The sequence below is a fragment of the Martinezella sp. CNPSo 3957 genome, assembly GCF_057784395.1.
Genome location: NZ_JBXSOU010000023.1, coordinates 1 through 20559, shown reverse-complemented (window position 1 = coordinate 20559; position 20559 = coordinate 1). Strand labels below are relative to the sequence as shown.

Sequence of the window (20559 nt, the reverse complement as noted above, 5' to 3'; positions counted from 1 at the left end):
TCAATCCTCGCCGTGATTGGCGATCATCATGGCCTCGAAGGCGAGCCGCTCGGTCTTGCGCATGCGCTCGGATTCCGACTTCAGCTGACCGCAGGCGGCAAGAATGTCCCGCCCACGCGGCGTGCGGATCGGCGAGGCGTAGCCGGCCGAATTGATGAAATCGGCGAACTTTTCGATCTGCTCCCAATCGGAACACTGATAGTTCGTGCCCGGCCACGGATTGAAGGGGATCAGGTTGATCTTGGCCGGAATACCCTTCAGCAGCTGGATCAGCCCCTTCGCATCCTCGAGGCTGTCGTTGACGCCCTTCAGCATCACATATTCGAAGGTGATGCGCCGCGCATTGGAAAGGCCGGGATAGGCACGGCAGGCGTCCATCAGCTCTTTCAGCGGATATTTCTTGTTGATCGGCACCAGCATGTCACGAAGGTCATCGCGTACGGCATGCAGCGAGATTGCCAGCATGACGCCGATCTCGTCGCCGGTGCGATAGATTTCCGGCACAACACCCGAGGTCGAAAGCGTGATGCGGCGTTTGGAGAGCGACAGGCCATCGCCGTCGGAGGCAATCAGCAGCGCCGTTTTGACGCTGTCAAAATTATAGAGCGGCTCGCCCATGCCCATCATGACGATATTGCTGACCTTGCGGCCCTCGGCCGGCATGATCGTGCCTTGCGGCGCTTCGCGGTCCGGGAAATCGCCGAGACGATCGCGCGCCAAGAGCAGCTGCGACAGGATCTCTTCCGCCGTCAGGTTGCGCACCAGGCGCTGCGTTCCGGTATGACAGAAGGAACAGGTGAGCGAACAGCCGACCTGGCTGGAAATGCAGAGCGTGCCGCGACCTTCCTCCGGAATGTAGACGGCCTCAATCTCGACGGGACGCCCTGCCCCGCGCGGCGGAAAGCGCAGTAGCCACTTGCGGGTGCCGTCGTTGGAGACCTGCTCCTCGACGATCTCGGGACGGGCGATGGTGAAATGCGCCTTCAGCATTTCGCGCATGTCCTTCGACACGTTGGCCATGGCATCGAAATCGGAGACGCCGCGCACATAGATCCAGTTCCAGAGCTGGCTGACGCGCATCTTGATCTGCTTGTCGGCGACACCCTTTTCCTTGAGCGCCGCGCCCATTTCTTCGCGCGTCATGCCGATGAGCGACGGCTTCGGCGCAAGCTCGACGGACTGCGACACGGGCATCGGCTTGAGCCTGGAGGGGGTTATGACATCGGTTGCGGACATAGGATCGTTCCAACGGTTCACATCGGCGATGCCGCAAAAGCTGACGCAAGCTGCGGATGCGGGCAAGGCACGGAAATCTGAAGATTCATGCGGTGGCGGGGCAATCTATCTGCCGCACACCTATCGTTGGCGCGGCCTTTAGCATTAATTTCCGCCCGCGTCATCCCTTTACCTCGAAAGCATGAAACCAGCCTTCAAAAGCAAAAGGCCGGTCAATAATGGCCGGCCTCATCCTTACGGTCACGGCGACGGGAAGATCACATTCGCGTGATCTCTCGGCCTTCGAACTATTTGCAGTTTTCGATCTGCTTCAGCGCAGCGCTGACACCCTTCAACGAATAGGTATAGGAAGTCGCGGTGCCCTTCTTCGAGGTCGCGGAAACCTTCAGCGAATGTCCGGACTTCAGTGCGGCAACCAATGCCGGCTCCTGCGCGGCGTTTTCAACCCACGCAGCCTTCTCCTTGGTGAACATGACGAAGGTCTTGTTGTCGATGGTGACATTGACCTTGGAGTTGTCCTTGAGGGGGTACCCCATCATCGCTTGCGGCTCATACGAGATGTTCTGGCCCGGACGCTGCGACACGATGAAGAAATTGTCGCCATGGTCAATGCCCGTCGGCGGCGCCTTGGCCGTCGGCACGGAAAGAACGTAGCAAACCTTGCCGCCGGCGGACTGGTAAGAGTAAGCGCCCCAGGCGTCGAACTGCTGAATGCGCGTCGGAGCTGCCGGCGATGCCGCCGCTGCCGCTGGTGCCTGCTGCGTCTGCTTCTGCTTCTTGGTCTGCGCGGACGCGATGCCGGTTCCGGCCAGAACGAGCGAGAGGGCGATTGCGAAGCTTTTTACAAACATGGTTTCCTGCCGATTTCTTGCGGTCCAGAGCTCATGGCGAATCGTTTGACGCACGCCTATGCTCGTGAGCTGCCTTATTTTGACTTTATTCAGGTTACCAAACCGTCAACGGAGAGCCGCCCGCCACTGGCTCCGTGTCATTTCAACCCAGGTATCGCACGAAGCTTGAAAGGCACAAGAAGGAATTGGAAAACCCGGATGGTGGAGTACCACCCAACGGATTCGATTTAAGACAGAAAGATTCAGGCAAGAATTTGACCTCGCTAAAATCAGGTCCTCCTCATAAAGCTCTGGAAAGCTGAGAAGATTCGAACCGGTCAGGAAAAACGGCCATTATGCCGTCTTCATGGCCTCGGGCTCGTTCTGCAGAGCCCGGTCGGCGGCATCATAATGCTCCTGGCGGATATGCCCCCTGATCATGCTGAACGCGAGCGTCAGCACCGCAACGTCGTCAGAATAGCCAATGACGGCAAAGAAATCGGGAATGATATCGACGGGCATGACGAAATAGCCGAGCGCGCCCAGCAATATGCCGCGAACACGGGTCGGCGTCTGCGGGTCGAGCGCACAATAGAATGCGGCCACGACATCGCGTGAAAACGGGATATGGCGAGCCGCCTTCCGCAAGGTCGGCCAGAATTTTCTGCGCACCGATTTCTCCTGCTCTTTTTGGGTCTCTTCGTCACCAGGCATCAGGATTTCCCCATACTTGATGTCATCCATTCCATTCACCTCAATCGAGGCCTGTCGGCCGGGCCGTGTAAACATATGGTGATCGACTGGCGTGATTCAATCGATCCGGCGGGCGGCTGCCTTCTCCATCGCCTTCGCCAGCTTGACGTCATGATCGGTCAGGCCGCCGACGTCATGCGTCGTCAGCTTCACCTCGACGCGGGAATAGACGTTGAACCATTCCGGGTGATGGTTGAATTTTTCCGCGGCAAGGGCAGCTTCCGTCATGAAGCCGAAGGCTTCGACGAAGTTGCGGAACTTGAAGGTCTTCGAAATGGAAAGCCCGTCTGCGGCAAGCGCCCAGCCGGAAAGCTCCGCAAGATTTTCATCGATTGCCGCACGGTCGAGCTTCTCGTATTTCATGACACATCACTCCTCTCTAAAGCAAAAGGATGGAGCGTTTTCGCATTTCGAAGACAAGCGGAAAAGCTCCAGCGGTTGAACGATAGCATGGATCGTCACAGGGTTCTTTTCGTCTGCGCCGGCAATATCTGCCGCTCGCCCCTCGCCGAAGGCATATTCAGGCATCTGGTGAGCAAGGCCGGCCGTGGCGACGAGTTCGACATCGATTCGGCCGGCACCGGCGGCTGGCATCAGGGAGAACGCCCGGATCGCCGCTCGGTTGCGGTTGCCGCCGGCCACGGAATCGATATTTCAGGCCAGCGCGCGCGCCGCATTGAGCCGGCCGATTTCAGCCGGTTCGATCTTATCCTGGCAATGGATCAAGACAATTTGAAGAACTTGCGCAAGACAGCGCCCGCCGATTCCCTCGGCAAACTGCATCTCTTCAATGTTCTTGCGCTTGGCAGCAACAAGGACATCCCCGATCCCTACTATGGCGACCGCGAGGATTTCGAAGTTGTCTATACCATGCTCTTGGCCGGCTGCAGCGCGCTGTTGCCCAAAGTCGGGAACGCGCTGCGGGGCTCGTGAAGCGGGAATATCTCTTCGGTGAGATAAGGACCACCGCCGACAGATTCGCGCGAGGACAGAAGCACGAAGCGCCCGACGGTGAAGGACTGGGTGTAGAAATTGCCGCGGCCGGAGAGATAGTGCACAACATCGTCGACCCGCGAGGACTTCAGCCTGGCGAGCGTCACATGCGGCGTGAACTTGCGCGGATCCGGCTGCAGGCCGATCCGCTGGCAGATGCGCTCGATCTCGCCTTGCAGCGCAAACATATCCGGTGTCTGCGAGACCCCGGCCCAAACCGAATGCGGTTTCTTGGAGCCGAAGGAACCGATGCCCTCCAGCCGAAGCTGGAATTCAGGTCGATCTATCCGGTCCAGACGGTCGACGATCTCATCCGCCGTGCGGCCATCGACATCGCCGATGAAGCGCAAGGTAATGTGATAATTTTCAACGTCGATCCACCTGGCTCCCGGGAGACCACCGCGCAACAATGACAGGCTCATGGCCGCATTGCGCGGAATTTCGAGGGCGGTAAAAAGTCTCGGCATGACGAGCACTCCCCGAATCTCTTGCAGGTACAGGTAGGGAATCACGCATTTGCAGTCGGTGCAAGCATCTATTTCGCACCTGCGTCAATCATCCCTACAAAACTCATAACATCAGGCAACATATGCTCGACCATCACATCGACCCCCTTGGGGTTCGGATGCATGCCGTCCGGCAGCTGCAAATCCGCATGGGTGGCAACGCCATCGAGGAAGAACGGATAGAGCGGAAGCTGATATTTGTCGGCCAGCCGCTTGTAGATCGGGTTGAATTTATCGGCATAGTCGCCACCCATGTTCGGCGGCGCCAGCATACCGACCAAGAAAATCGGGATATTCCTGCCCTTCAATCGCTCGATCATCGTCTCGAGGTTCTTTTCGGTCTGCTCCGGCGGAATGCCGCGCAGCGCGTCGTTGGCGCCAAGCTCCAGAATGACGCCATCAGTGCCATCAGGCACCGACCAGTCGATACGCGAGAGGCCGCCTGAGGTCGTATCGCCGGAAACGCCGGCATCGGCGACGGCGATATCGAGTCCCTTGGCCTTCAGCGCCGCCTCAAGCTTCGCGGGAAATCCGTCGCCGGGCGGCAGCTGATAGCCCGCCATCAGGCTGTCACCGAAGCCGACCAGCTGGATCGTCCGTGCATTGGCAGAGTGAACCGCGCCAAACAAAAGACCGAAAGTGATGACAGCGAATTGAAGCGCGGCAACTTTAAAACCCATGATCCATTCCCTAAATTCGCTGCTCGGGCCAAATCGCGCCCGCCACTGTCTCTGATGTTCTCTGATATATAGGGCGTTCGCATTGGCAAAAACCATCATCGAGCTGAAGAAGGCGGATTTGACGCTCGGCAATGCCGCCGCATCAGTCCATGTGCTGAAGGGCATTGACCTCACCATCATGGAGGGTGAATCGGTGGGCATCGTCGGCCCTTCCGGTTCCGGCAAGTCCACTTTGCTGATGGTGCTGGCCGGCCTCGAAAAGCTCGACAGCGGCGAACTTCTGATCCGCGACACACCGCTGCATAGCCTGAGTGAAGATCGCATCGCCGATTTCCGCGGCCGCAACATCGGCATCGTCTTCCAATCCTTTCACCTCATCGCCAACATGACGGCGCTCGAAAATGTCGCCGTGCCGCTGGAACTTGCGAATGTCCGCGATGCCTTCGATATCGCCAGGCGGGAGCTGGAAGCGGTGGGGCTGGGCGAGAGGCTCACGCACTATCCCGGCCAGCTCTCCGGCGGTGAACAGCAGCGTGTCGCCATCGCCCGCGCGCTGGCGCCTTCGCCAGCCGTCCTGATCGCCGACGAACCGACGGGCAACCTCGATACCGATACCGGCCGGCAGATCGCCGATCTGCTCTTCACCCAGCAGGCCGAGCGCGGCACGACCATGCTCCTCGTCACCCATGATCCCGCACTTGCCGCCCGCTGCTCGCGGCAGATCCGCGTCCGTTCCGGCGAAATCGAGAACGACAGCATGCGCACACGCACTAACCAGGCAGCCATTGCATGAGCGCGGCGGGACTGCGCCTGCCCCTCGCCTTCCGCCTTGCCATGCGCGAATTGCGCGGTGGCCTTGGCGGCTTCTACATCTTCCTCGCCTGCATCGCGCTCGGCACCGGCGCAATCGCCGCCGTCAATTCCGTTTCCCGTTCGATCACCGACGCGATCGCGACGCAGGGGCAATCGCTGCTATCAGGCGACGCCCGTTTCGAACTGCGCAATCGCGAGGCGACACCGGAAGAATTCGCCTATCTCCAAAGGTTGGGCAAAATTTCCCGCTCCACCGGCCTGCGTTCCATGGCGAGGCTGCCCGATGGCTCGGACCAGGCGCTGGTCGAGGTGAAGGCCGTCGACGACGCCTATCCGCTCTACGGCACCTTTGAGGCCGACCCTAATCAGCCGCTCTCGACGTTACTGGCCGCAAAGGATGGCGCCTATGGCGCCGTCGTAGCGCCCCTGCTGTTGGAACGCCTGAACCTCAAGGTCGGCAGCGATTTGCTGCTAGGCAATACGAAGCTGCGCATATCGAGCACTATCCAAAGCGAGCCGGACGCCGTCTCCGAAGGCTTCGGCTTCGCGCCACGTCTGCTCACCAGCCGCGACGCCCTGATCGCCTCCGGCCTGATCACCACGGGCAGTCTGGTCGAGCAATCCTACAAGATCCGCATGGACAACCCCGCAGCCGGCATCCGCAATCTCACTGACCGCGCCAACGCCGCCTTCCCGCAAGCCGGCTGGTCGATCCGCAGCAGTGATCGCGCTGCTCCCCAGCTCGCCGACAATGTCACGCGTTTCTCGCAATTCCTGACGCTGGTCGGCTTGGCCGCCTTGATCGTCGGCGGCGTCGGCGTTGCCAATGCCGTACGCGCCTTCCTCGATTCGAAACGCACGACCATCGCCACCTTCAAATGCCTGGGCGCGCCGGCCTTCGTCGTCGTGCTGATCTATCTCATCCAGATCGCTGTCATTGCGCTTGCCGGCATAGTAATTGGCCTCGTCCTCGGTGCCATTGCGCCGATGATTGCGTCGCAATTCATGGCGGAATTCCTGCCGATTTCCACCGCACCGCGGCTCTATCCCGGCGCGCTAACGCTTGCCACTCTCTTCGGCCTGCTGACGACGCTGGCCTTTGCCATTCCGCCGCTCGGCCATGCCCGCGAAGTGCCGGCAACGGCGTTGTTTCGCGAGCAGGGCTTCGAAGCGCGACGCCTTCCCGGCTGGCCTTATCTGCTCGCCGCCGGTGTGCTGATGGCAGCACTTGCCGGCTTGGCGATCGTCACCGCCTATGATCGCTTCATCGCCATCGTCTTCGTCGTATCGATCGCCGGCGCCTTCGTCGTGCTGCGCCTGGTGGCGGCCCTGCTTTCCTGGCTTGCCCGCCGCAGCCCGCGCGTGCGCTCGCCCGCTCTGCGCCTGGCGATCGGCAATATCCACCGGCCGGGCGCGCTGACTTCATCCGTCGTGCTGTCGCTCGGGCTTGGCCTGGCGCTGTTGGTGACCCTGACGCTGATCGACGGCAATATGCGCCGCGAGCTCATGGGCCGCATGAGCGAACAGGCGCCGAATTTCTTCTTTGTCGACATTCAGGGGCCGGAGCTGGAAGGCTTTCGCAAGATCGTGCTCGACATCGACCCCAAGGGCAAGCTCGTCGAGGCGCCGATGCTGCGCGGCCGCATCGTCGCCTTCAACGGCGAGGATGTCACCAAGATGAAGGTGCCGGCAGCAGGCCAATGGGTCCTGCGCGGCGACCGCGGCATCACCTATGCCGATACGGTGCCGGAAAATGCCTCGGTCACGGAAGGCAAATGGTGGGACAAGGATTATAGCGGCGAGCCGTTGGTTTCCTTCTCCGAAGAGGAAGGCAAGGCGCTCGGCCTGAAACTCGGCGATAAAGTCACCGTCAACGTGCTCGGCCGCAACATCACCGCCAAGATCGCCAGCTTCCGCAAGGTTCAATGGCAGTCGCTGTCGATCAATTTCGTGATGATCTTCTCGCCCAATACCTTCAAGGGCGCCCCGCATGCCTGGCTCGCGACCCTGACCGACACGTCCGCCACCTCGGAACAGGAAGCGGCCATTCTCAGGAAAGTCACGAATACCTACCCGACCATAACAAGCGTCCGCGTCAAGGATGCTCTCGATGTCGTCAACACGCTTGTGGGACAGCTTGCCACTGCCATCCGCTCCGCCGCCTCGGTGGCGCTCATCGCATCCATCCTCGTGCTGGCCGGCGCGCTCGCCGCCGGAAACCGCGCTCGCACGCATGATGCCGTCATCCTCAAGACGCTCGGCGCGACGCGGGCGACACTGATCCGCGCCTTCAGCTACGAATATCTGATCCTGGGTGGGGCGACCGCCGTCTTCGCGCTGATCGCCGGCTCCGCATCCGCCTGGTATATCGTCAGCCGCATCATGCACCTGCCCTCGGCCTTCCTGCCCGATGTCGCCCTATCGACGCTCGTCATCGCGCTGGTGCTGACGGTCGGTATTGGCCTCATCGGCACCTGGCGCATCCTCGGCCAGAAGGCCGCCCCCGTTCTGCGTGAGCTCTAACCGCTCCGCCAACGGCGCAGAGCCGCCAAAACAGCCCGATGTTACATCGATTTAACATCGGGCCGGCTGCTTGACCCTTGTGCATGCGGCTCGAAAGCCTCATATTCTCTGCAGGCATGCTGGAGCTCCGCAGCGGCGCCTGGGTTCTGAAGGACCCGACACCGTAATCACATCGGAGCTTGAAAGAGGAAAACATGGCTGACTTTCGCAATTACCAAAACCGGGCGCAGAGCGGTGCGCAATCCGGTGCGATGATAGACGAGGGCCTTCGAGCCTATATGCTCAAGGTCTATAACCTGATGGCGCTGGGTCTGGCGATCACGGGTGTTGCCGCCTATCTCTCCTTCTCGCTCGCTTTCGCAAACGGACAGATCACGGCCTTCGGCCAGGCGATCTATCTCAGCCCGCTGAAGTGGGTGGTCATTCTCGCCCCGCTGGCAATGGTCTTCTTCCTGAGCTTCAGGATTAACCGCATGAGCGTGGCCGCCGCGACGACGACCTTCTGGGTCTACGCCGCGCTGGTGGGCCTGTCGCTGTCGTCGATCTTCATCATCTACACCGGCCAGAGCGTCGTACAGACCTTCTTCGTGACCGCCGCCTCCTTCGGCGCGCTGTCGCTCTACGGCTACACGACCAAGCGTGACCTGTCGGCGATGGGCTCGTTCCTGATGATGGGTCTCTTCGGCCTGATCATCGCTACGCTCGTCAACATCTTCCTGGCTTCGTCCGCCCTGCAGTTCGCCATCTCCGTGATCGGCGTCCTGATCTTCGCAGGCCTCACCGCCTACGATACGCAGCGGATCAAGGAAATGTACTACACTGCCGACGATGCGACGGTGGCTGGCCGCAAGGCGATCATGGGGGCCCTGTCGCTCTACCTGGACTTCATCAACCTGTTCATGTTCCTGCTGCAATTTATGGGCAACCGCCGTTAATCGCAGCGTGAAATGAGATATGAAAAGGCGGCTTCAGCCGCCTTTTTTGTTTGCTCGATCGCACGCCTTGCGATTTGATAGCTGTTGTCACAAATCCGCAGATCAGGCAATAGAAGCAATGTCCGTCAGCCTCCGCAGTGCAACCTCAAACGACCTTCCCCATATCACCGCCATCTACAGAGATTCCGTCCTCAACGGCACGGCAAGCTACGAAATCACGCCGCCGAGCCAGGAGGAAATGACGGCCAGGTTCGAGGCGATCCGTGACAAGGGTTATCCCTATCTCGTTGCGGAAGACGATGCCGGCGCGTTCCTCGGCTATGCCTACGCCTCATCCTTCCGCACGCGGCCAGCCTATCGTTGGATGGTAGAGGACTCGATCTATCTGGCGCCGGAGGCTCGAGGGCGCGGCATTGGCCGATTGCTGCTCGATGCGCTCGTCGAAAGCTGCCAGACGCTTGGCTTCCGCCAGATGATCGCCGTCATCGGCGGCGCCCATCCCGCCTCCGTCGCCGTACACCGCGCCGCAGGCTTTACCGAAACCGGCCTGTTGAAAGGCACCGGCTACAAGCATGGCCGATGGCTGGATACGATGCTGATGCAGAAGGCGCTCGGGGACGGCGCAGAAACCGATCCGGATCCGTCGGTTTATCCGGGGACGTTGTTCGGTGGGTAGGATCGGACCTGTCAGTCTGCGGAAACGCTGGTACCCTCCTCCGTCACTTCGTGACATCTCCCCCACAAGGGGGGAGATCGGCAGCCCAGAGCACTCCCTCACCTAGGCATCGGACCTGTTGAAATTGTGGTCTATTGTTTTGCAAGCAGCGTACGTCAAACTCCCAAAAATCTCCCCCCTTGTGGGGGAGATGTCACGAAGTGACAGAGGGGGTACCGCACTATCCACCAGCACATAGCCAATGAAGCGAAACTACTTCTCCACCAGCTTCAGCTGCTTGTCGAAAACCTTCAACACTTGGCTCAGCTCATGGCCGCGCTTCAGGATCATGCCGTTGGTATTGACGACGGAGAAGGCACCCTGCTTGGCCGAAAGCTTTGGATTCTTTTCGATACGGAAGAGCGGCATCTCGCCGGAGCGCTTGAAGACGGAGAAAACCGCCTTGTCCTTCAAATGGTCGATGGCGTAGTCGCGCCACTCGCCCTCGCCGACCATGCGGCCATAGATCCAGAGAATCGCATCCAACTCCCGGCGATGAAACGTCACCGGCAGCGGGTCCTTGCTCTGTTTGTATTCTCTGAGATCAACGACGACGGATGAATTGGTTTCGACGGAACGGCTTTCACCGTGTCTCAAATCCGGCTGATCAGTCATCAATCCCCCAGGGGCTATCTCATGACAGGAGAATGACAGTTTGCCTCAGCCACATCAAATTGCAAGACGGCTGGCGGCTCACAATTTCTTTCCCAGCTGTGAAAGCACCTCGTCAGCGCCGCATTTCAGCCAAAACGACGCCCAATTTACAAGAAGTATAGGGAACCGTTTGGCGCCGCCGCGTCAAACGGCCCGGCCGGGGCGCATCGATTAAACCCCAGCCCCGAATGCGTCCTCGCCGGGCACCTCCCCTTTTTGGCATTAGCCAAAATAGGAAGCCTTTTCGATCCCAGCAGAAATAGAAGCTGAAAAACCGCTCAGCCGTCCGAGCCCACAGTCAAGACAGTCGCCCCCAGGATGGCGGCCGGATCGCCCGCAGGCGTCGATGCCTGCAGCAGAATCGCGAGGCCTCGCCGGCCGGCTTTATCGAGCACGGTAGAGGGCAATACGAGGCTCATAGCCTTGCCGTCCCACATGCCCACCGTCTCGACATCGGAGACGGCATGCATATAGGCAATCTGCTGGCCGGTATTTTCGCCGCCCTTAGGTGCCACCATCTGCTCCTTGTCGAAATAGACGGCAACCACATTGGCCTTACCCTGCCCGGCCCCGATCTTGATCTCCAGCTCGTCGCCCTTCATGGCGGCACTGACCGGAACCATCAGGCCCTCGCCAAGACGCTCAAACTCGTCGAGCTTGACGTTGATGCCACTGAGATCGGCACCGTTCATATGGTCCCTGCCATTGACGATCGCCTGTGGCGTATAAACCCCGCTGCGGCCCATCGTCCGGGCATAAGCATACTGGCGCGCCGTATTGTCCTTTGACGCCATGGTGTCGTTCCAGCCGAGGTAATTCCAATAGTCGACATGGTAGGCAAGCGCCACGACATCGCCCTGACGGATCAGCTTGCGAAAGGCCGCGTCGGCGGGAGGACAGGACGCGCAGCCCTGCGAAGTGAAGAGTTCGACGACGCCCTTGATCTTCGGAGCCTCCTGCGCATGCAGCGAACTTGCGAGCCCAATGCCTGCCAAAAGTGGAACCAAAAATCGAAGGCGCATTTCTATCTCTACCTCTGCATCCAATCTCGAGCGCCGTCTGCCTATACGGGCTCTGCAAAACTCGCGCTTCTTGGGGCGACCAGGCCACATCAAGCCCGAAAAATCTGAAACAAGAGATAATAGTTTAACGCGATGACGCAAAGTCACGATGGGGTGAGGCCGGAGTGAGCGGAAGTCTCGCCGTACACATCACCGTGAAAAACAAGAGGCCGCCGGAAGAGTTTTCCGGCGGCCTCCAATAACAGTGTTGAATGCCTATCAGGCAGCGAGATCGCGCAGAACCGTCTGCAGGATGCCGCCATTGTTGACGTAGACGACCTCATCCAGCGTATCGATGCGGCAGATGATCGGAACATCCTTCACGGAGCCGTCGCCATAGGTGATCTTGGCGATCTTGCGCTCGCGCGGCTTGATGTTTTCCAGGCCTTCGATCGTGACCAGTTCGTCGCCCTTCAGGCCGAGGCTTGCCCAGGTAGTGCCTTCCTCGAAGACGAACGGGATGACGCCCATGCCGACCAGGTTCGAGCGGTGGATGCGCTCGAAGGACTGGGCGATCACGGCGCGCACGCCGAGCAGGTTCGTGCCCTTGGCAGCCCAGTCGCGCGACGAGCCGTTACCGTATTCGACACCGGCGAAGATGACGAGCGGAACGCCCTCGGCCTTGTACTGCATGGCCGCATCGTAGATCGACGTTTCTTCCTTGGACGGATAGTGGATGGTGTAGCCACCTTCCTTGCCGTTCGGGCCGAGCATGTGGTTGCGAATGCGGATGTTGGCGAAGGTGCCGCGCATCATGACTTCATGATTGCCGCGGCGCGTGCCGTACTGGTTGAAGTCAGCAACGCCGACGCCATGGCCGATGAGGTAAGAACCGGCCGGCGAGGCAGCCTTGATCGAACCGGCCGGGGAAATGTGGTCGGTGGTGATCTTGTCGCCGAACAGGCCGAGAACGCGGGCGCCCTTGATGTCGGAAACGCCGGCGCCCTTCTTGCCCATACCCACGAAGTAAGGCGGGTTCTGCACGTAGGTCGAATTGTCGTCCCAGGCATAGGTCTGGCCCGGAGGAACCTGCACGGCCTGCCAGTTGGCGTCGCCCTTGAAGACGTCGGCATACTTGCTCTCGTAGAGCTCGCGGGTGACGTACTTCTGGATGAACTCCTGAACCTCGTGCGAGGTCGGCCAGATGTCCTTGAGATAGACAGGCTTGCCATTCTGGTCTTCGCCGATCGGCTCCTTCGTCAGGTCGAGCTGCACCGAGCCGGCGAGCGCGTAGGCGACGACGAGCGGCGGCGAAGCGAGATAGTTCGCCTGGACGTCAGGCGAGATGCGGCCTTCGAAGTTGCGGTTGCCGGAGAGGACGCCGGATACGATCAGGCCCTTGTCATTGATCGTCTTGGAGATCGGCGCCGGCAGCGGGCCGGAGTTGCCGATGCAGGTGGTGCAGCCGAAGCCGACCAGGTTGAAGCCGAGCTTGTCGAGATCTGCCTGCAGGCCGGACTTGGCAAGATATTCGCCGACGACCTGAGATCCCGGTGCGAGCGAGGTCTTGACCCACGGCTTGGTCTTCAGACCCTTGGCAACGGCGTTGCGGGCGAGAAGGCCGGCCGCGATCAGCACCGACGGGTTGGAGGTGTTGGTGCAGGAGGTGATGGCAGCGATGGCAACGTCGCCATGGCCGATGTCGAAATCCGTGCCTTCGACCGCATAGCGGTTGGAGAGCTGGCCGGGCTTCTTGTATTCGGTTTCGAGCGAGGTCGCGAAGCCGGAAGCGATGTTTTCCAGGGCGATACGGCCTTCCGGGCGCTTGGGGCCAGCCATCGACGGCACGACATCGTTAAGGTCGAGTTCCAGCGTGTCGGTGAAGACGAGGTCGGAACCGTCATTGTCGCGCCACATCCCTTGGGCCTTGGAATAGGCTTCGACGAGCGCGATACGGTCCTTGGCGCGGCCGGACATATTGAGGTAGTTCAGCGTTTCCTTGTCGACCGGGAAGAAGCCGCAGGTCGCGCCATATTCCGGACCCATGTTGCCGATGGTGGCACGGTCGGCGAGCGGCATGTTGTCGAGGCCGGGGCCGAAGAATTCGACGAACTTGGAAACCACGCCCTTCTTGCGCAGCATCTGCACGACGGTCAGCACGAGGTCAGTCGCGGTAACGCCTTCCTTGAGCTTGCCGGTGAGCTTGAAGCCGATGACTTCCGGAAGCAGCATGGAGACCGGCTGGCCGAGCATGGCAGCTTCAGCCTCGATACCGCCGACACCCCAGCCGAGAACGCCGAGGCCGTTGATCATGGTCGTGTGCGAATCGGTGCCGACGCAGGTGTCGGGATAAGCGATCGTTTCGCCGTCCTCTTCCTTCGTCCAGACGGTCTGGCCGAGATATTCGAGGTTCACCTGGTGACAGATGCCGGTGCCGGGAGGGACGACGCGGAAGTTCTTGAATGCCTGCTGGCCCCACTTCAGGAAGCGGTAGCGCTCGCCGTTGCGCTGGTATTCCAGTTCGACGTTCTTGGCGAACGCCTGCGGCGTGCCGAATTCGTCGACGATGACGGAGTGGTCGATGACGAGGTCGACGGGAACGAGCGGGTTGATCTTTTCCGGATCGCCACCAAGAGAGACCATGGCGTCGCGCATGGCGGCAAGGTCGACGACGGCCGGAACGCCGGTGAAGTCCTGCATCAGCACGCGCGCCGGGCGATAGGCGATTTCGTTCTCGACGGTGCCCTTGTTGGTCAGCCATTCGGCGACGGCAAGGATATGTTCTTTCGTGACCGACTGCCCGTCTTCAAAACGCAGCAGGTTTTCCAAAAGCACCTTCATGGAGTAAGGCAACTTGGAAACGCCGGGCAGACCATTCGCCTCAGCCTTGGGCAGGCTGAAATAGACATAGTCTTTTCCGCCCACGGTCAGCGTGGAACGACAATTGAAACTGTCAAGAGATTTAGACACGAGATACCCCGTTTCTGATAGCCAACACAGTCGTGCGAACGCCTATGCACTTTATGCACATCAGGATGCGGGTACGGCCATTTCCGCTGTCCGCACGTAAGGCAGAAAACCTTATGTTCGGCGCAAGGATGAAATTCACGCCGACCGCTGGCGTGGTTGCAGGTCTTATAGATAATTTCGTAAAGACTTGCCAGAGTGACAAAGCGCAAATTTCGACAATTTTTTGCGCGTTGCGGTAAAGAAAATAGGGAAAGCCTGAGCGAATGCATCTAAGCGCTGAAAATCTGGCTGCAAGGCGGGGTGAAGACCTGATTTTCTTGAATGTTTCCTTCAACTTGGCGGGCGGAGATGCACTCGTTCTGACCGGCCGCAACGGGTCGGGAAAATCGACGCTGCTGCGTGTTGTGGCAGGCCTTCTCAGGCCGGAAAAGGGTCGTGTCGCATTCACCGGAAAGAACGGTGAATTGGACCGGCCGGCGGGCGAAGCCAGCCACTATCTCGGCCATCGCAATGCGATGAAATCCGAGCTGACTGTGGCCGAAAATCTCATCTTCTGGAAAACCTTCCTCGACGATATGCCGGGCGGCTCCCGTCTGAATGTCGATGAAGCGGCCGATGCCGTCGGGCTTGCCGACATCACGCATCTGCCCTTCGGTTATCTCTCCGCCGGCCAGCAGCGGCGAATCGCCTTCGCCAAACTTCTGGTCGCCTACCGCCCTATCTGGATCCTCGACGAACCGACGGCAGCGCTCGACAGCTCCGCCGACCGGCTCTTCGCCGATCTGATCACCACGCATCAGAAGAGCGGCGGCATCGTTCTTGCGGCAACGCACCAGCCGCTGGGCTTGGAGAACGTACAGCAGATGCGGATGACGGGGTTTGCCGGGGCGAGTGAGGGGGTGTGGGGGTGAGTTCGATGCTTTTGCCTACGCCGCACCTTCGATACCCCCCTCTGTCCCTTCGGGACATCTCCCCCACAAGGGGGGAGATTGTTGGGAGTTCGCCGCACCTGCTTGCAAAACCAGCGAGGCCAGCTTTTGCTTCTACACATTCGATATTGGTTCGGGGCATGTACACGCCACAAGTTACCAATCTCCCCCCTTGTGGGGGAGATGTCGCGAGAGCGACAGAGGGGGGTACTCGGGGTATCTCTCAGCATGAAAGAGTCTCCCCATGACAGCCCTCTTCCTCCGCGACCTCAGACTTTCGGTGCGCGCCGGCGGCGGAGCACTGATCGGCATCCTTTTCTTCCTCACCGTCGTCGCCGTCATCCCCTTCGGCGTCGGGCCTGACCTGAAGCTTCTCTCGCGCATCGGCCCGGCCATCGTCTGGATCGGCGCACTGCTCGCGAGCCTCCTCGGCCTCGACCGGCTGTTCCAGGCTGAACGTGACGACGGCTCGCTCGATCTGCTCGTCATGCAGGAAACGCCGCTGGTCCTCACGGTCTTCATCAAATGCACGGCGCATTGGGTGGCGACCGGCCTGCCGCTTGTCATCGCCTCGCCGCTGCTCGGCCTCTTTATGAATATGAACGAGACAGCGATCGGCACGACGGCCCTGACCCTGCTCGTCGGTTCGCCGGCGATCACCTTCATCGGCGCGGTCGGTGCCGCCGTCGCCGTGGCGCTGCCGCGCGGCGGGCTGCTGGTCTCCATTCTGGTGCTGCCGCTCACCATTCCCGTGCTGATCTTCGGCGTCAGCGCCACCTATGCCGCCGTCGAGGGACCGCAGCCCTTCCTGCCGCCGTTCCTGATCCTGATCGCGCTCACCTTGTTCTTCGCCGTCCTCGGTCCGGTGGCCGCCGCCCTTGCCTTGCGGAACACGACGGATTGATCAGAGCAATTCCAGGAAAAGTCGGAAGCGGTTTTCCGCCCGGAATTGCGTAACATCAAAAGGATAGAGCGTTTTCGCATTTCGAAGAAAAGCGGAAAGGTTCTGATGGAGATACTGTTTCGTCGATCTGAGGCAATGCGGTCGATTGCCGGAAAAGCCATATCGGGTTAAACAAGCCGCATGAGCGATATCACTGCGATCAGCCGATTTTCCGACCTCGCCAACCCCACGCGGTTCCTGGCGTTTTCGGCGCGTATCATTCCCTGGCTGGCGGCGATTACAGCCATACTCCTAGCGATCGGCCTCTATCTGTCCTTTACGACCGAGGGCGACTACCAGCAGGGCGATACCGTCCGCATCATGTATATTCACGTTCCGGCCGCCTGGCTGTCGATGATGTGCTACACGATCATGAGCATGTCGGCGATCGGAACGCTGGTCTGGCGCCATCCGCTGGCCGATGTCGCCGGCAAGACGGCGGCCCCGCTCGGCGCCGCCTTTACCCTGATCGCGCTGGTCACCGGCTCGCTCTGGGGCAAGCCGATGTGGGGCACCTATTGGGTCTGGGATGCGCGCCTGACCTCGGTCTTCATCCTTTTCCTGATGTATCTCGGCTTGATTGCGCTCAACCGCGCCATGGACGATCCGTCGAAGGCCGCTCGCGTCGCCTCGATCCTGACGCTGGTCGGCTTCATCAATATCCCTATCATCAAGTTCTCTGTCGACTGGTGGAACACGCTGCATCAGTCGGAAAGCATCATGCGCATGGATGGTCCTGCCATCGACGCGGAATTCCTCTGGCCGCTCTTCACCATGGCGCTCGCCTTCACGCTGCTGTTCTTCACACTGCACCTGATGGCGATCCGCAACGAGATCTGGCGCCGCCGCATCGCCACGCAACGCCGTATGGCCGCGCGTATGGTAAGCCGGGAGGAATAGCATGACGCATCCCTTCTACGTCTTCGGCTCCTACGGCTTTGCTGCCTTCATGATCCTCGCCATCATCGCCTGGGTTTGGAACGACGGACGCCTGCGCCGCCGCGAACTTGCCGCATTGGAAGCCTCCGGCATCCGCCGCCGCTCGCAGCGCCCATCGGAAAACGAGACGAAATGACCACGGATGCCGATAACAAGGATCAGCCGAAATCCAGCGGCACCGCACGCTATCTGCTGGCGCTCGTCCCACTTATCGTCTTTGCCTGCATCGCCCTTGCCGTCGGCAAGGTCATGTACGACCAGGAAGTGCACGGCACCGATATATCGGCCATTCCCTCGGCCCTGATCGGCACCAAGGCACCGAAATTAGCGCTGGCGCCGCTCGACGGCTCCAACCTGCCGGCACTGACCGATGACGCGATCAGGGGCAAGCTGACACTCGTCAACGTCTTTGCCTCGTGGTGCATTCCCTGCCGCGACGAGCATCCCGTGCTGAAGGAACTAGCAAAGGACGGTCAGCTCAATATCGTCGCGATCAATTATAAGGATACGAGCGAGAATGCGCTGCGCTTCCTCGGCGAGCTCGGCAATCCCTACAACGCCATCGGCATCGACCCGAACGGCTCGGCGGCAATCGACTGGGGCGTCTACGGCATCCCCGAATCCTATCTCGTCTCGCCCGACGGCACGATCCTCTACAAACAGGTCGGTCCGTTTACGCCGACTAGCCTGAAGGAAGGGCTCTATCCAGCAATAGCGAAGGCGCAGGGGAAATCGGCGCTTTAACTTCTTCTCCCCTCGGGGAGAAGGTGCCCGAAGGGCGGATGAGGGGGCCGAGAAGTGAAGCGGCGAGGTTCGACAGCGATCGGTAACGCCCCCTCACCCGGCGCTATCGCGCCACCCTCACCCCGCAGGGGCGCGGGTTAAAAGATCAGATCCCGCCCTGCCACGTCTTCACCGCCTCGACCGGCCAGACCAGCATCAGCACGTTGAGCGTGAGGTTATCGCGAATCAAATATCCGGTGAGCAGCTCGAAGAAGATGGCGATGACGACCGTCACCACCACCGGCGCGCGCCAGGCAAACAGGAAACCCACCACCATGAACACCGCATCCATCGACGAGTTGAGAATGCTGTCGCCGACATAATCGAGCGAGATCGTCGCGGCGCGGTAGCGGTTGATGATGATCGGGGAATTTTCAAGGATTTCCCAGCCGGATTCGATCAGCATGGCAACGAAGAGCCGCATCGACAGCGGCTTGCCGCGCATGATCAGATGCGTGAGCCCGAAGAAGAGAAAGCCATGGATGATGTGCGACGGGGTGTACCAGTCGGCAATATGCTGTGAATTGCCGCTGGATTTCACCACCGGCTCGAACAGCTTCACGTAGCCGCAGGTGCAGATCGGCACGCGGCCCATCATGTATTCGGTGATGATCTGCACCAGAAGAACCACGGCGCAGGCGATGAACCAAAAACTCTGTTGCCGGTATCGGCTTTGGGCGTCGATGGCTTCGCTCATTTACCGTTTTCCGCCGGTTGTTCGATCGTGTGCTTCATGATCAGCGGCATCTGCGACAGGGTGAAGAGGATGGTGATCGGCATCGTTCCCCAGACCTTGAAATTCACCCAGAGATTATCTGCGGCCTTGGCATCGGGAAGATAAAGCCAGTTCGAGCCGCGCCAGACGACTTCGTTAAGCACGGCGAGAACGAAGAAGAAGATCCCCCAGCGCAGCGTCAGCTTGCGCCAACCTTCGGCATCCAGCTGAAAGGCGGCGTTGAAGACATAGCCGAGCAGCGATTTGCCGAAAGCAAGCCCGCCGAGCAGCACGATGCCGAACAGCGCATTGACGATGGTCGGCTTCATCTTGATGAAGGTTTCGTTCTGCAGGTAGATGCCGAGCGCGCCGAAGATCAGCACCACGATGCCGGAGACGAAAGGCATGAGCGGCAGATGACCGAGCATGACCTTCGAGACGATTAGCGAGATTACCGTCGCCGCCATGAACAGCCCGGTGGCGACGAAGAGTGGGCCGCCGAGAGCTGCCAGCTGCGGGAAATGCTGCACCAGCCAGTCGCCGCGCAGATTGCCGAAGAAGAACACCAGCAAAGGCCCGAGTTCCAGCACCAGCTTCAGCATGGGGTGGTGTTTGTCGGCAGCACTTGGGGTGAGATCGCTGTCGCTGGTCGTCATTGCGGCACTTTCCCTGTCGTCACGTTTGTCATCGAATTTGTTCTTGTCATTCATTGGCTGTTTACAGCCCCCGTACCGGCAATGGCGTGGGCAAAATCCTCGGCCTCGAACGGCTCGAGATCATCTACACCCTCGCCAACGCCGATGAAATAGACCGGCAGCTTATGCTTGGCCGAGATGGCGACGAGAATGCCGCCGCGGGCCGTGCCGTCAAGCTTAGTCATGATCAATCCGTTGACGCCGGCGACATTGCGGAAGATTTCCACCTGGTTCAGTGCGTTCTGGCCGGTGGTTGCATCCAGCGTCTGCAGCACGGTATGCGGCGCTTCCGGATCGAGCTTGCCGAGCACGCGCACGATCTTTTCGAGCTCAGCCATTAGCTCCGCCTTGTTCTGCAGGCGCCCGGCGGTATCGATGATCAAAACGTCGCTCTTGTTGGCCTTGGCCTGCTGGAAGGCATCGAAGGCAAGGCCGGCGGCATCCGCGCCGAGCTTGGTTCCGATGAAATCCGATTTCGTGCGCTCGGCCCAGATCTTCAACTGCTCAATGGCAGCGGCGCGGAAAGTATCGCCGGCGGCGACTGTGACCTTCAGCCCGGCGCCGGAGAGCTTTGCGGCCAGCTTGCCGATCGTCGTCGTCTTGCCGGTGCCGTTGACGCCGACAACGAGAATGACATGCGGCTTGTGGCTGAGGTCTAGCTGCAGCGGCTTGGCAACCGGCTTCAGCACCTTGGCGATTTCCTGCGCCATGATGCGGCCGACGTCTTCGCCGGTGACATCCTTGCCGTAGCGCTCGGAGGCCAGTGTATCGGTGACGCGCATCGCCGTCTCGACGCCGAGATCGGCCTGGATCAGCAAATCCTCCAGATCCTGCAGCGTCTGATCGTCGAGCTTGCGCTTGGTGAAGAGTGCGGCGATCTGGCCGCTCAGCTGCGACGAGGTGCGCGCCAGCCCGGCGCGCAGGCGCTGAAACCAGGAGAGTTTTT

The 20559-nt window shown here is 60.2% G+C and carries 22 protein-coding genes; 10 read left to right on the top strand and 12 right to left on the bottom strand.

The genetic code is table 11. The features are described 5' to 3' along the window. The 4 genes from rlmN to AC13QE_RS30520 form a co-directional block, all read right to left on the bottom strand. Window positions 1–1236 carry a dual-specificity RNA methyltransferase RlmN gene (gene rlmN / locus AC13QE_RS30535; protein ID WP_488486576.1) on the bottom strand — a complete coding sequence of 412 codons (1236 nt, stop codon included), beginning with the start codon at window positions 1234–1236 and terminating at the stop codon, window positions 1–3. Window positions 1237–1523: 287 nt separating this feature from the next. Continuing rightward, complete coding sequence (locus AC13QE_RS30530) at window positions 1524–2087, bottom strand: invasion associated locus B family protein (protein WP_132720047.1); 564 nt, start codon at window positions 2085–2087, stop codon at window positions 1524–1526. A 333-nt stretch (window positions 2088–2420) separates the two neighbouring features. Beyond that, entirely contained in the window at window positions 2421–2810 is a 390-nt protein-coding gene (locus AC13QE_RS30525; protein WP_112336333.1) for a YkvA family protein, read from the bottom strand. 66 nt (window positions 2811–2876) lie between these two features. Then, window positions 2877–3182 (bottom strand): 4a-hydroxytetrahydrobiopterin dehydratase, encoded by a 306-nt coding sequence (locus AC13QE_RS30520; RefSeq protein ID WP_488486575.1) that lies wholly within the window; start codon window positions 3180–3182, stop codon window positions 2877–2879. Between the two features lie 87 nt (window positions 3183–3269). Here AC13QE_RS30520 and AC13QE_RS30515 point away from each other — a divergent pair, with 87 nt between their 5' ends. Then, window positions 3270–3752, top strand: a complete 483-nt coding sequence (locus AC13QE_RS30515) for a low molecular weight protein-tyrosine-phosphatase (RefSeq protein ID WP_488486574.1) — start codon at window positions 3270–3272, stop codon at window positions 3750–3752. On the opposite strand, the gene thpR is transcribed toward AC13QE_RS30515, so the two are convergent. Both thpR and AC13QE_RS30505 read right to left on the bottom strand, forming a co-directional pair. After that, window positions 3683–4279: an RNA 2',3'-cyclic phosphodiesterase gene (gene thpR / locus AC13QE_RS30510; protein WP_488486573.1), complete on the bottom strand. Its 597-nt coding sequence runs from the start codon at window positions 4277–4279 to the stop codon at window positions 3683–3685. The genes AC13QE_RS30515 and thpR overlap by 70 nt on opposite strands. A gap of 68 nt (window positions 4280–4347) precedes the next feature. Then, on the bottom strand, window positions 4348–4998 hold the full coding sequence (locus AC13QE_RS30505; protein WP_488486572.1) for an arylesterase: 651 nt from the start codon (window positions 4996–4998) through the stop codon (window positions 4348–4350). Between the two features lie 82 nt (window positions 4999–5080). Here AC13QE_RS30505 and AC13QE_RS30500 point away from each other — a divergent pair, with 82 nt between their 5' ends. The 4 genes from AC13QE_RS30500 (at window position 5081) to AC13QE_RS30485 (ending at window position 9945) form a co-directional block, all read left to right on the top strand. Then, on the top strand, window positions 5081–5791 hold the full coding sequence (locus tag AC13QE_RS30500; protein WP_488486571.1) for an ABC transporter ATP-binding protein: 711 nt from the start codon (window positions 5081–5083) through the stop codon (window positions 5789–5791). After that, the gene (locus AC13QE_RS30495) at window positions 5788–8334 is read left to right on the top strand and encodes an ABC transporter permease (RefSeq protein WP_488486570.1); all 2547 of its coding nucleotides are present in this window, start codon (window positions 5788–5790) and stop codon (window positions 8332–8334) included. Before AC13QE_RS30500 ends, AC13QE_RS30495 begins: the two co-directional genes overlap by 4 nt. Before the next feature lie 194 nt (window positions 8335–8528). Beyond that, window positions 8529–9269: a Bax inhibitor-1/YccA family protein gene (locus AC13QE_RS30490; protein WP_075853634.1), complete on the top strand. Its 741-nt coding sequence runs from the start codon at window positions 8529–8531 to the stop codon at window positions 9267–9269. Between the two features lie 118 nt (window positions 9270–9387). Continuing rightward, window positions 9388–9945, top strand: coding sequence for a GNAT family N-acetyltransferase (locus AC13QE_RS30485; protein ID WP_488486569.1), 558 nt, complete (start codon window positions 9388–9390; stop codon window positions 9943–9945). Between the two features lie 252 nt (window positions 9946–10197). On the opposite strand, the gene AC13QE_RS30480 is transcribed toward AC13QE_RS30485, so the two are convergent. The 3 genes from AC13QE_RS30480 to acnA all read right to left on the bottom strand — a co-directional run bounded on the left by AC13QE_RS30480 (window position 10198) and on the right by acnA (window position 14609). Beyond that, entirely contained in the window at window positions 10198–10599 is a 402-nt protein-coding gene (locus AC13QE_RS30480) for a DUF2794 domain-containing protein (protein WP_132720040.1), read from the bottom strand. 317 nt (window positions 10600–10916) lie between these two features. Next, the gene (locus tag AC13QE_RS30475) at window positions 10917–11660 is read right to left on the bottom strand and encodes a DUF1223 domain-containing protein (protein ID WP_488486568.1); all 744 of its coding nucleotides are present in this window, start codon (window positions 11658–11660) and stop codon (window positions 10917–10919) included. Between the two features lie 258 nt (window positions 11661–11918). Further along, window positions 11919–14609 carry an aconitate hydratase AcnA gene (gene acnA / locus AC13QE_RS30470; protein ID WP_015341460.1) on the bottom strand — a complete coding sequence of 897 codons (2691 nt, stop codon included), beginning with the start codon at window positions 14607–14609 and terminating at the stop codon, window positions 11919–11921. 263 nt (window positions 14610–14872) lie between these two features. Here acnA and ccmA point away from each other — a divergent pair, with 263 nt between their 5' ends. From ccmA to AC13QE_RS30445, 5 genes are all read left to right on the top strand, one after another. After that, window positions 14873–15520 carry a heme ABC exporter ATP-binding protein CcmA gene (gene ccmA / locus AC13QE_RS30465; RefSeq protein ID WP_488486567.1) on the top strand — a complete coding sequence of 216 codons (648 nt, stop codon included), beginning with the start codon at window positions 14873–14875 and terminating at the stop codon, window positions 15518–15520. Window positions 15521–15782: 262 nt separating this feature from the next. After that, the gene (gene ccmB, locus AC13QE_RS30460; RefSeq protein ID WP_488486566.1) at window positions 15783–16442 is read left to right on the top strand and encodes a heme exporter protein CcmB; all 660 of its coding nucleotides are present in this window, start codon (window positions 15783–15785) and stop codon (window positions 16440–16442) included. Between the two features lie 180 nt (window positions 16443–16622). Beyond that, window positions 16623–17381 (top strand): heme ABC transporter permease, encoded by a 759-nt coding sequence (locus AC13QE_RS30455; protein WP_488486565.1) that lies wholly within the window; start codon window positions 16623–16625, stop codon window positions 17379–17381. Between the two features lies 1 nt (window position 17382). Continuing rightward, the gene (gene ccmD, locus AC13QE_RS30450) at window positions 17383–17556 is read left to right on the top strand and encodes a heme exporter protein CcmD (RefSeq protein WP_488486564.1); all 174 of its coding nucleotides are present in this window, start codon (window positions 17383–17385) and stop codon (window positions 17554–17556) included. After that, the gene (locus AC13QE_RS30445) at window positions 17553–18164 is read left to right on the top strand and encodes a DsbE family thiol:disulfide interchange protein (protein WP_488486563.1); all 612 of its coding nucleotides are present in this window, start codon (window positions 17553–17555) and stop codon (window positions 18162–18164) included. The genes ccmD and AC13QE_RS30445 overlap by 4 nt, the downstream gene beginning before the upstream one ends. 145 nt (window positions 18165–18309) lie before the next feature. Here the strand turns inward: AC13QE_RS30445 and AC13QE_RS30440 are convergent, their stop codons facing one another. From AC13QE_RS30440 to ftsY, 3 genes are all read right to left on the bottom strand, one after another. Next, window positions 18310–18900, bottom strand: a complete 591-nt coding sequence (locus tag AC13QE_RS30440; RefSeq protein WP_488486562.1) for a DUF2585 domain-containing protein — start codon at window positions 18898–18900, stop codon at window positions 18310–18312. Continuing rightward, window positions 18897–19628 (bottom strand): septation protein A, encoded by a 732-nt coding sequence (locus tag AC13QE_RS30435; protein ID WP_488486561.1) that lies wholly within the window; start codon window positions 19626–19628, stop codon window positions 18897–18899. The genes AC13QE_RS30440 and AC13QE_RS30435 overlap by 4 nt, the downstream gene beginning before the upstream one ends. Beyond that, window positions 19625–20559: signal recognition particle-docking protein FtsY (gene ftsY / locus AC13QE_RS30430; RefSeq protein WP_488486560.1), on the bottom strand; the 935-nt coding region annotated here is incomplete at its 5' end. The genes ftsY and AC13QE_RS30435, both read right to left, overlap by 4 nt.

What these genes read in the sequence shown, in the direction of transcription:
- AC13QE_RS30505 (WP_488486572.1), bottom strand. Translation starts at nt 4,998, where the DNA reads ATGGGTTTTAAAGTTGCCGCGCTTCAATTCGCTGTCATCACTTTCGGT.
- AC13QE_RS30475 (WP_488486568.1), bottom strand. Translation starts at nt 11,660, where the DNA reads ATGCGCCTTCGATTTTTGGTTCCACTTTTGGCAGGCATTGGGCTCGCA.
- thpR (WP_488486573.1), bottom strand. Translation starts at nt 4,279, where the DNA reads ATGCCGAGACTTTTTACCGCCCTCGAAATTCCGCGCAATGCGGCCATG.
- AC13QE_RS30455 (WP_488486565.1), top strand. Translation starts at nt 16,623, where the DNA reads ATGAGCGATATCACTGCGATCAGCCGATTTTCCGACCTCGCCAACCCC.
- AC13QE_RS30530 (WP_132720047.1), bottom strand. Translation starts at nt 2,087, where the DNA reads ATGTTTGTAAAAAGCTTCGCAATCGCCCTCTCGCTCGTTCTGGCCGGA.
- AC13QE_RS30445 (WP_488486563.1), top strand. Translation starts at nt 17,553, where the DNA reads ATGACCACGGATGCCGATAACAAGGATCAGCCGAAATCCAGCGGCACC.
- AC13QE_RS30515 (WP_488486574.1), top strand. Translation starts at nt 3,270, where the DNA reads ATGGATCGTCACAGGGTTCTTTTCGTCTGCGCCGGCAATATCTGCCGC.
- AC13QE_RS30525 (WP_112336333.1), bottom strand. Translation starts at nt 2,810, where the DNA reads ATGGATGACATCAAGTATGGGGAAATCCTGATGCCTGGTGACGAAGAG.
- AC13QE_RS30440 (WP_488486562.1), bottom strand. Translation starts at nt 18,900, where the DNA reads ATGAGCGAAGCCATCGACGCCCAAAGCCGATACCGGCAACAGAGTTTT.
- ccmB (WP_488486566.1), top strand. Translation starts at nt 15,783, where the DNA reads ATGACAGCCCTCTTCCTCCGCGACCTCAGACTTTCGGTGCGCGCCGGC.
- ccmD (WP_488486564.1), top strand. Translation starts at nt 17,383, where the DNA reads ATGACGCATCCCTTCTACGTCTTCGGCTCCTACGGCTTTGCTGCCTTC.
- AC13QE_RS30485 (WP_488486569.1), top strand. Translation starts at nt 9,388, where the DNA reads ATGTCCGTCAGCCTCCGCAGTGCAACCTCAAACGACCTTCCCCATATC.
- AC13QE_RS30480 (WP_132720040.1), bottom strand. Translation starts at nt 10,599, where the DNA reads ATGACTGATCAGCCGGATTTGAGACACGGTGAAAGCCGTTCCGTCGAA.
- AC13QE_RS30490 (WP_075853634.1), top strand. Translation starts at nt 8,529, where the DNA reads ATGGCTGACTTTCGCAATTACCAAAACCGGGCGCAGAGCGGTGCGCAA.
- AC13QE_RS30435 (WP_488486561.1), bottom strand. Translation starts at nt 19,628, where the DNA reads ATGAATGACAAGAACAAATTCGATGACAAACGTGACGACAGGGAAAGT.
- rlmN (WP_488486576.1), bottom strand. Translation starts at nt 1,236, where the DNA reads ATGTCCGCAACCGATGTCATAACCCCCTCCAGGCTCAAGCCGATGCCC.
- ccmA (WP_488486567.1), top strand. Translation starts at nt 14,873, where the DNA reads ATGCATCTAAGCGCTGAAAATCTGGCTGCAAGGCGGGGTGAAGACCTG.
- AC13QE_RS30520 (WP_488486575.1), bottom strand. Translation starts at nt 3,182, where the DNA reads ATGAAATACGAGAAGCTCGACCGTGCGGCAATCGATGAAAATCTTGCG.
- AC13QE_RS30495 (WP_488486570.1), top strand. Translation starts at nt 5,788, where the DNA reads ATGAGCGCGGCGGGACTGCGCCTGCCCCTCGCCTTCCGCCTTGCCATG.